At 70.8% G+C, this 8,802-nt stretch carries 7 protein-coding genes; 1 reads left to right on the top strand and 6 read right to left on the bottom strand.

Annotation, left to right across the window (positions count from 1 at the left end):
* The 6 genes from ABYE80_RS13075 to ABYE80_RS13100 form a co-directional block, all read right to left on the bottom strand.
* The coding region (locus ABYE80_RS13075; RefSeq protein WP_372790725.1) for an MlaD family protein at positions 1–1,491 on the bottom strand (1,491 nt) is incomplete at its 3' end.
* Positions 1,488–3,014: an MlaD family protein gene (locus ABYE80_RS13080; protein WP_372790731.1), complete on the bottom strand. Its 1,527-nt coding sequence runs from the start codon at positions 3,012–3,014 to the stop codon at positions 1,488–1,490. The genes ABYE80_RS13075 and ABYE80_RS13080, both read right to left, overlap by 4 nt.
* A 10-nt stretch (positions 3,015–3,024) precedes the next feature.
* On the bottom strand, positions 3,025–4,617 hold the full coding sequence (locus ABYE80_RS13085) for an MlaD family protein (protein WP_372790726.1): 1,593 nt from the start codon (positions 4,615–4,617) through the stop codon (positions 3,025–3,027).
* Entirely contained in the window at positions 4,614–6,023 is a 1,410-nt protein-coding gene (locus tag ABYE80_RS13090) for an MlaD family protein (RefSeq protein ID WP_372790727.1), read from the bottom strand. The genes ABYE80_RS13085 and ABYE80_RS13090 overlap by 4 nt, the downstream gene beginning before the upstream one ends.
* A gap of 142 nt (positions 6,024–6,165) precedes the next feature.
* A complete protein-coding gene (locus ABYE80_RS13095; RefSeq protein ID WP_372790728.1) occupies positions 6,166–6,978 on the bottom strand; it encodes a DM13 domain-containing protein in 813 nt (270 codons plus the stop codon).
* On the bottom strand, positions 6,975–7,403 hold the full coding sequence (locus ABYE80_RS13100; protein ID WP_372790729.1) for a DM13 domain-containing protein: 429 nt from the start codon (positions 7,401–7,403) through the stop codon (positions 6,975–6,977). The genes ABYE80_RS13095 and ABYE80_RS13100 overlap by 4 nt, the downstream gene beginning before the upstream one ends.
* Positions 7,404–7,518: 115 nt before the next feature.
* Between ABYE80_RS13100 and ABYE80_RS13105 the strand changes: the two genes are divergently transcribed.
* The gene (locus ABYE80_RS13105) at positions 7,519–8,691 is read left to right on the top strand and encodes an acyl-CoA dehydrogenase family protein (protein ID WP_372790730.1); all 1,173 of its coding nucleotides are present in this window, start codon (positions 7,519–7,521) and stop codon (positions 8,689–8,691) included.
* Positions 8,692–8,802 lie beyond the last annotated feature (111 nt).

Here is an 8,802-nt window from a genome sequence, read left to right on the forward strand (position 1 = left end):
CAGCTTGCCGGTGAGCCCCTCGAGCTTGATCTGCTTGCGCAGCCAGTCCACCGCGACCTCCTGGGCCTCGGCGATCCGCTTCTCATAGGCGGTGCCGCTGGTCCGGATCCGGATGGCGGGCGGCGGGTCGGCGGGGATCGAACGCAGGTCCGGCGGCTCCTGGGTCTCGCACGGGACGTCCGGGCGCAGCGGGCTCTCCTTGGTGCGGCCGGGCGGGTTGACGCCCTTCAGCGGCGAGCTCGTGAGCATGAACCGTCCGGCGCCGAGCGAGTAGGCGAAGTTCGCCCCGCCCTTGGCGGTGGTCTTGATGTACTGCCCGTTGGCGTCGAACCCGCGGCTCTCGCCGGCGATGCCCGGCAGCCACTTCACGCCCTCCTGGTAGACCTTGCCGGAGGTCGGGAAGTTCGGGTCGTCGATCTTGCTCTCGGCGGTCGGCTGGATGACCGTGAGCTGGCAGCTCGAGAGCAGGCGTGCCTCCTCCTGGAACGGCACGCCGCCGACGTTGAGCTCCACGAGGTCCGGGACGAGCTTGCGCAGGTCCTTCGAGAACCCACCGAGCTCGCCGGCCGCGAAGAGCCTGCGCGCCTGCTTGACGAACGGCAGCGTCGCGTCGAGGGCTGGGCCGGACGAGCGCACGGCGGGCCGCAGGTCGGCCGCCAGACGGCGCAGCGGCGGAAGCGCGGTGTTCAGCTCACCCAGCGCCCGACGTCCGGTCGAGAGGGTGTCGTCGAGCAGGCCGATCGCGGTGCGGAGGTTGTCCTGCTCGGCCTGGAACGCCCCGGCGGTCGTGGCGAAGTTCGTGATCAGGTCCTTGAGCGCGGCCGGATCACGGTCGAGGGCCTCGGCCACGACGCCGGCCGACTTCACGTAGTTGGAGAGGTCGTGGGCGAGGATCCCGCGCGTGGCGTCGGCGACGATCGCGCCGTCGCGGTAGGCGGGCTCCCACCACCGCATGGACCGGCGGTACCCGCGCGCACCGGAGCCGCGCAGGGCCGAGCCGTACTCCTCCAGCAGGATCTGCAGATCCTCACGGGTGTCGCTCTGCAGGGTCTCCAGCACCTGTCCGAGCTGGACCGGGGCGGCGGTCTGGTTGACCGGGATGGTGTCGCCGTCGCCGAGCACCGGCTCGCTCGGGGATCCGGGTGCGATGTCGACGAAGAAGTTGCCTTCGAGGAAGATGCGCGGCCGGACCTTGACGGTGGCGTCGCGGTGCAGCGGCAGGCCCTTCTCCTCGATGTTCATCGTGACGAGGGCGCCGGGACGGTCGCCGGGCAGGCGCTCGACCTTGGTGACCGTGCCGATGTTCACGCCGGCGACGCGCACAGGGGACTTCGGCTTGATGTCGCCCGCCTGCGAGAAGGCGGCCTTCAGCTCGAACGGGTTCGCGAACGGGTTGGCCTTCGTGAATCCGAAGTAGGTGCCGACCGCGATCGCCAGGAGCGTCACGAGTCCGACCGCGAACGGGCTGCGGGTCTTCACGCCACGTCTCATGGATCGAGCTCCGGCGGCATGAGCGGTCCGCTCTGGGGTGCGCGCGTGAACGTCTGGCCCTCGGGCACCCGCGGGCGACCGGTGAAGGTCGGGCCCTGGCTGCCCGGGATGTGGGGATCGACGACGGTGTTCAACTCGGGCTTGCCGTACGTGTTCAGGCGCTTGAGGTACCCACGCTGGCCGGACTCGCAGTCGGCGGTGCCGTCGCGGTTGATCGCGGCCGAGTACAGGTTGTTGTGCAGGTTGACCGGCGACCCGGAGACCACGGGCTCCCCGTTGGCGGGCGCCGCGGCACCGAGCGAGCCGATGCTCGGGGACGCCGGGTTCTGGTTGCGCGGGGTCTGGTTGAGCAGCGTGCGCTGGGCGGTACCGGTCGGGTCCGGCTCCGTCAGGTGCTCACCGGCATGCGTCCAGGAGTAGTTGAAGTAGTTGCACACCGTGATGTACGGCCCGAGGAACCGCAGGAACGGGTTCAGGATCCCGGTGGTCCGCGTCAGCCCGCGCAGGGCGATGCCCGTCCCGGGGTCGTTGCTCAGGCGCTCCAGCGCGCTGAGGGTGCGACCGAGCTCCCGGTTCAGCGTCACCGCCCGGCGCTGCACGCGGCTGCCGGTCTCGAGCGCCGGGATGATGCGCGGCAGGTTGCGCGGCAGGCGTGTCGCGACCTTCTCCAGCGACCCGCTGAACGCGGCGAAGTCGCGGAGGAAGGGCCGCTGGACGCGCAGCGACCGGATGCCGGTGTCGAGCGTCGGGACGGACTTGGTGATGGTCGCCTTCAGGGCTTCCGGATCGCGCGACCATGCCTCGAACGTGTCGGCCCCGGCGCTGAACGAGTTGGCGTACCGGTCGGCCACCGGCGACACGATGCGGGCGGCGTCGCCGAGCTCGCGGAAGAAGCGCCGCAGGTTGGTGTCGTCGTCCGACAGCACGCGGGCGACCGGCTCGAGGTCCTTCAGGAACTCCGGCAGGCCGGCGATCGCGCGGTTGATGCTGGCTCCGCGCTGGCTGAGGGCGTCCCCGAACCCCTCCAGGTTGTCCCGCGAGGCCCGGCGGGTCGGCTCGTCGAAGATCGAGTAGAGGTCATCGAGCTCGACGGGGAAGCGCGCCTGCTTGGCGGGCAGCGTCGCGCCGTCGGCGAGCAGCCGCTTCGAGGTGCCGCGCGTGATCTCCACGTACTTGAGGCCCAGCACGGAGCGGGGGCGCAGATCCACGGTCGAGTCGCTGGGCAGCCTGCCGGCCTTCTCGTCGAGCTTCAGCGTGATCTCGGCGCCGGACGATCCGTCGGGCAGGCGGACGGGCACCATGTCGTCGACGATGCCGATGCGATAGCCGCCCTCACGGACCTCGTTCCCCGGGAGGAGGTTCGCGCCGCTGGAGATCTGCACCTTCAGCGTGGTGGTCGGGACGAACGGCAGGCCGGAGTTCGCGTTGTAGGCGAGGAACACGGCGACCACGACGATGAGCGTGGTGACCGCCCCGACGAGGACCGGGTTCGCGATGATGCTGGTGGAGCCGCGGCGACGCATCACGATCGCATCACCCGCCCAGGAGGTAGTCGAGGAGGGGCTCGGTGTCGCGCTGCCCGAGGGCACCGCTCGTGCCTCGCAGGGCCTCGCCGGCGGCGTCGAGCGGCTGGCTCAGGACCGGCGGCAGACCGTCGGGCAGCAGGCCACCGAGCACGTCGCCGAGGAAGCCGTCCGGAGTCGCGGGAGCCGGTGCGGCGGGAGCGCCCGGGGCGGGCGAGGGCGTCGCCGCCGGAGCGGGCGTGGCGTCCTTGTCCTGCTTCGCCGCCGGGGCGCGGGTCTTCCGGGTCGCGGCGTCGGTGTCGGTCGGATCCGGCTGGTTGATGCCGGGACGGTTCGGTCCCAGGACCGCGGCGCACCGCTCGCTCTGCGGGTCTTCCTTGGCCCGCTTGGCGTCCCAGTAGAAGGAGCACGCGCTGTCGAGGAACGCCGCGACCTTCAGCATGTGGCCGTCGCCGTCGAAGACGTTGGTCGCCTGGCTCTGGAAGAACACGTAGCGCAGCAGCGCCTCGAGGCCCGTGTAGCCGCTGCCGCCACGGGGGCTGCGCGGGTCCTTCTCGACCGCGAACTTCGGGTCGTCGAGGTGCTCGAGCGTGATCGCGAGGTTGTTGGAGACCTCCGGCAGCGGCTCGACGGCCTTCGTGAGCTCCTGGACCTGCGGTCGCAGCGCGGTCACGGCGGGCCGGCCCTTGCGGGACGCATCGGCCAGGGTCCGGAAGGCCGGCCGGGATGCCTCGGAGAACGTGCCCAGCGCGTCGAGGAAGCGCCGCAGGCGTCCGGCCTCGCTGTTGAGCGCCGAGAGGGCCGGGGTCTGGCGGTCGGCGGCCTGACCGAGGAGCTTCATGGTCGGCTGCAGCTCGGCGAGGAAGGTCGGGAACTTGCGGAACTGGGCGCGCAGGTCGCTCTCGCGCTCGGCGCTCGCCACCGAGGTGTCACGTGCCTCGCGGACGAACCGCACGACGTCGTCGCCGTTGTCGGCGAGCCGGGTCAGCACGGTCTCGGCGTCGTCGTAGAGATCCCGGATCGTGCGCCGCTGCTCGGCGAGCAGGGCGAGGACCTCGTCGGTCTCGCGCAGCGCGGGAACCGCGCGGCGAATCGTCTCGTCGAGGTCGTCGCCGCGGGCGGCGAGGGCGGCACCCAGCTCCGACAGCAGGATGCTGAACCGCTCTCGGTAGGGACGGCGCATGATGTTGTTGACGAGGTCGACCGGGATCGTCGACTTCGTGCGCTCAACTGGGATCGTCGACCCCTGCGGCAGCTCCTTCGAGGCGGTGCCCGGCGAGCAGTCCACGAAGTACTCGCCGATCAGCGACTGCGGACGGGTCTCGCACGTGGTGTCGGTGCGCAGCGACCCGAAGCCGTCCTTCGTGATGTTGAGCTTGATCAGCGCCCGGAACGTCCGGCGGTCGAGCTTCATCTCCGCGATGTCGCCTGCGCGGACCCCGCTCACCTTGACGTCGGCTCCCTCGATCAGGCCGAACGCGTTGTCGAGCTCGACCCAGTAGGTGCTCCCGCCCGTCTTCTCGCCGTCCGATGCGCCGGTGGCCAGGGTCCATCCGCCGACGAGGCCGGCCAGGACGAGGAGTGTCGCGATCGCCCGTCTCATTTGCCGGGCGGGACCTGGGTGCGGTCGCACTCCAGATCGTCGGGGACGTAGGGGTTCGAGCCGTCGGCGGCGGGCCGCTCGATCGAGCCGGGGCACCGGTTGCGCTGGCCGATCACGGCCGTCTGGCGGAAGAGCTGCTCGCGCAGCGCCTGCGGCACCGGCTGCAGGAGCCCGTTGGTGACCGCGAACGCGTTCACGGTGAGGGCGTTGCGGCTCGCCGAGCCGTTGGCGTCGTAGATGCCGGAGTGGCTGAAGTCGTCGAACCAGCCGGTCAGATCGACGCTGTACGGGCGCAGGAACGCGAAGTGCGGACGGGAGCCCTTGAAGGACGCGGCCGACGTCGCGAAGGAGCCGGGCCGCTGCTTGCCGTTGCGGTTGAGCGGACCGATGGCCTGGTCACGGAACGGCAACGTCGCCTCGCCGAGCTCGATCAGGTCGTTGTCCTTGCCGTCGCGACGGATCGTCTTCGACAGGTCGGCGACCACCGGCTTGGCGCTGACGGCGAACGGGCGCAGCTCCGCGAGGACGCGCCGGAGCTTCGGCGTGACGGGCCGCGACTCGTCGAGCAGCGGGTCGAGATCGTCGAGGGCGGACCGCAGGTTGACGAACGTCGTGTTCGCGCGGCGCATGAACGGGGGCAGCTCGGCGATCGCCCGTGAGAGGGAGCCCTCCTCCGCGGCGATCGCGCCGGTGGTGTCGGCGAGGCCGTCGACGAGCGCGCTCAGGTCGTTGTCGCGCTCGGCGACGTCGGTCACCAGGCGCGAGCTCGCCACCAGGAACCGCTCGAAGAGCGCGGTGTCGCGGTTGAGCTCGTCGAAGAGCCGCCGCGAGGCCACGAACGACGGGTTCAGGTAGCGCCACCCGGCGTTGGCCTGCTTGCCGGCCCCGTCGTACTGGTTGGCGCTGCCGCGGATGACGTCCTGCAGGCCCTTCTTGGCGTCGTCGTCGAAGAGGGCGAAGAGCTGATCGAGGTCGACGGCCGACGTCGTCTGCGAGCTGGCGATGACGCCGCCCTCGGGGATCGTGGCCCTGCTGCCGTCGGGCCCGTCGCTCGGGATCTGCAGGTCGACGTAGCGGTTGACGATGCCGGACAGCGACGCGGTCCGCAGCGTGGCCCGCGTGCCCTGGCGCAGCGGCGCGATCTCGTCGTCGAGCTCGAGGGTCAGCTCGGCCTGGCCGTCACGCGTCAGCTCGATCTTCTTGACCAGCCCGACCTTGCGGCCACCGCTCTGCACGAGGTTGCCCTCGACCATCTGGGTCGCGGCGACGAAACGGGCCTTGACGGAGTACTTGTCGCCGCCGCTGACGATGAGCAGCACGAACACGAGTGCGAGCAGCAGGGAACCCGCGATCGCAACGCGACCGATCGCGCCCATCCCCTGTCGTGTGTTCTCCGCTCTCTCCACCGGGTCTCCGCCGTCTCCGACGGGTGTGCACTAACCCCAGTCGTGTTCTGCGGCGAGGACCATATACCGGAGTCCGGTCGCGTGCGCCGGTCGTGAAACGCAGCCGTTCATCCGGGGGTGGTCCGGGCACCCTCCGCGGGGGTCACGAAGGACGCAGCGACGCGACCGCCAGCGTCGAGGTGAAGGGCACGCACCAGAAGACCACCGTGCGATAGCGCGCGAGATCGACGCCGCCCGGGATCCGGTACTGCTGGTCCCCCTTGGAGCCCTTCAGCCCTCCGAGATCGACGTGGTCCGACACGTCGCTGCCGTCCCCCGCGACGAGGTAGACCCGCACCTTGGGTCCCGGGTCGATCCGGAAGCGGTCCGACAGCGTCAGGACGCGCTCGCCGTCCGGCAGGCGGACGACCGCGGCACGCCCACGAGCCGAGTGGCCACGGGTCTCGACGCGGCCGGCGCGTTCCTGCACGGGCTGGGCGGGGGTCGGTGTCGCGGCCGGGGCCGCGCCGTCCGATCGCGGAGCATCCCGGGGGACGTCGGCCGCGCCGTCCTCGCGGGACACGGAGGCCTCCTCCGCCGCGACCTCGTCGGCGGCCGCCTGCTCCGCAGGGCTGAGGCCCGAGCCACCGCTGCCCGTCGACCGGTCGGCGAGATCGCTGGCGGCCACGCCGACGACGATGTCCTCGTCGACCGTCGTCTCGCGGATCGAGGTCCAGTAGAAGCCTCCGATCGCCAGCAACGAGCAGGCGATCAGCGTCCCGCGCGTGGCGACGCGCAGGCTGCCGCGACCCTTGGTCAGCTTGCCCGCGACGGCGGAGACGACCACGAACCAGACGGTTCCCAGGACGATCGAGGACCAGTACCCGGGTGCGACGACGCCCGACCAGAACCACACGCCCACGACCAGGGCGGCGATCACGGCGAGCGAGGCGGCCGGCAGGCGCAGCGCGCTCATGACCGCCGCAACTCCGCCTTCGCCATGGCCTGGGAGAACGGCACGCACCAGAACACCACGGTCCGGTAGCGCGCGACGTTGGTTCCCGCGGGGATGCGGTACTGCTGGCTGCCGCGTGACCCCTTGAGCCGCCCCAGGTCCACGAACCGCTTCACGTCGCCGTCGCCCCGCACCCTGCCGGCGACGAGATAGACGCGGACCCGCGGTCCGGGGTCGATCCTGAAGCTGCGGGACAGCGTGAGCAGCCTGCGCCGTCCGTCGCGGACGACCGCGGCCCGGCCGGAGGCCTCGTGCGCGAGCGTGACCACCTTGCCGTGGTACTGCTCGACGGGCCGGGCCATCGCGCCCGCGGGGCCGACGGCGCCCGCGGCGACGACGACGGCCGTCGCGAGCAGTGACCGGTGAACGACACGTGAGAACGACACGGGGACCTCCGGAGACGACGTGGGAGCCGAACCTGCTTCAACCACGGTCCATCGTGGCGCAGAGTTGTGACATCCCCATGAACGGCATCACGCCCCCGCGCGGTACCGTCCAGGCATGAGCACCGTCGAGCACCCTGCCAGCAGCCGTCGCGCCATCTTCGAGGACGAGCACGAGGACTTCCGCGAGAGCGTCCGTCGCTGGATCACCAACGAGGTCGCCCCGCACTTCGACCAGTGGGAGAAGGACGGCATCGTCCCTCGTGAGATCTTCGCCGCGGCCGGTGCCAACGGCTTCATCGGCACGCAGATCCCCGAGGAGTTCGGCGGGGCGGGCGTCGACGACTTCCGCTTCAACGTCGTCCTCGGCGAGGAGTGCTTCCGTGAGGGCCTGGGCGGCTTCGGCGTCGGCCTCACCCTCCACAACGACGTCTGCCTCCCCTACTTCCTCGAGTACTGCAACGACGAGCAGAAGCAGCGCTGGCTGCCCGGGGTCGCCGACGGGACGCTCATCACCGCGATCGGCATGACGGAGCCGGGCACGGGCTCGGACCTCGCCGGGATCAAGACGAAGGCGGTCCGCGACGGGGACCACTACATCGTCAACGGGGCGAAGACGTTCATCACCAACGGCATCAACGCCGACCTGATCGTCACCGCGGTCAAGACCGATCCCAACGAGCGCCACAAGGGCATCTCGATGCTCGTGATCGAGGGCGACACCCCGGGCCTCGAGCGCGGCCGCAACCTCGAGAAGGTCGGCATGCACTCGCAGGACACCGCGGAGCTGTTCTTCAACGACGCGCGCGTCCCGGTCGAGAACCTGCTCGTGGCCGAGGGGCAGGGCTTCGGCCAGATGGTCCACAACCTCGCCCAGGAGCGCCTGAGCGTCGCGGTGGCCGGTGTCGCCAACGCGCAGGCAGCGATCCGCTTCACGGTCGAGTACGTCAAGGAGCGCCAGGCGTTCGGCCAGCCGATCGGCAACTTCCAGAACACCCGTTTCCAGCTCGCCGAGTGCCGGACCGAGACCGACGCCGCGCAGGCGTTCCTCGACCAGTGCACGATGGAGCTCGTGAACGGGACCCTCTCCGTCGAGCGGGCCGCGTCGCTGAAGCTCTTCTGCACCGAGGTGCAGGGCCGGGTCATCGACAAGTGCCTGCAGCTCTTCGGCGGCTACGGCTACATGCTCGAGTACCCGATCGCCCGGCTCTACGCCGACGCCCGCGTCTCGCGCATCTACGCGGGCTCCAACGAGATCATGAAGGAGATCGTCGGGCGCTCGATGGCCTGAGCGGTCGGGTCGGCGCCTCCGCCGCCCGGACGAGCTCGCACATGAGCGTGACGGCGTCGGCGTCGGCGAGTCCGTGCTCGCGGACGAGCGAGCGCCACGTCGTGAAGTCGA

It is taken from the genome of Paraconexibacter sp. (assembly GCF_041602235.1).
GTDB lineage: Bacteria > Actinomycetota > Thermoleophilia > Solirubrobacterales > Solirubrobacteraceae > Paraconexibacter.

What these genes read in the sequence shown, in the direction of transcription:
- ABYE80_RS13080 (WP_372790731.1), bottom strand. Translation starts at nt 3,014, where the DNA reads ATGCGTCGCCGCGGCTCCACCAGCATCATCGCGAACCCGGTCCTCGTC.
- ABYE80_RS13085 (WP_372790726.1), bottom strand. Translation starts at nt 4,617, where the DNA reads ATGAGACGGGCGATCGCGACACTCCTCGTCCTGGCCGGCCTCGTCGGC.
- ABYE80_RS13095 (WP_372790728.1), bottom strand. Translation starts at nt 6,978, where the DNA reads ATGAGCGCGCTGCGCCTGCCGGCCGCCTCGCTCGCCGTGATCGCCGCC.
- ABYE80_RS13105 (WP_372790730.1), top strand. Translation starts at nt 7,519, where the DNA reads ATGAGCACCGTCGAGCACCCTGCCAGCAGCCGTCGCGCCATCTTCGAG.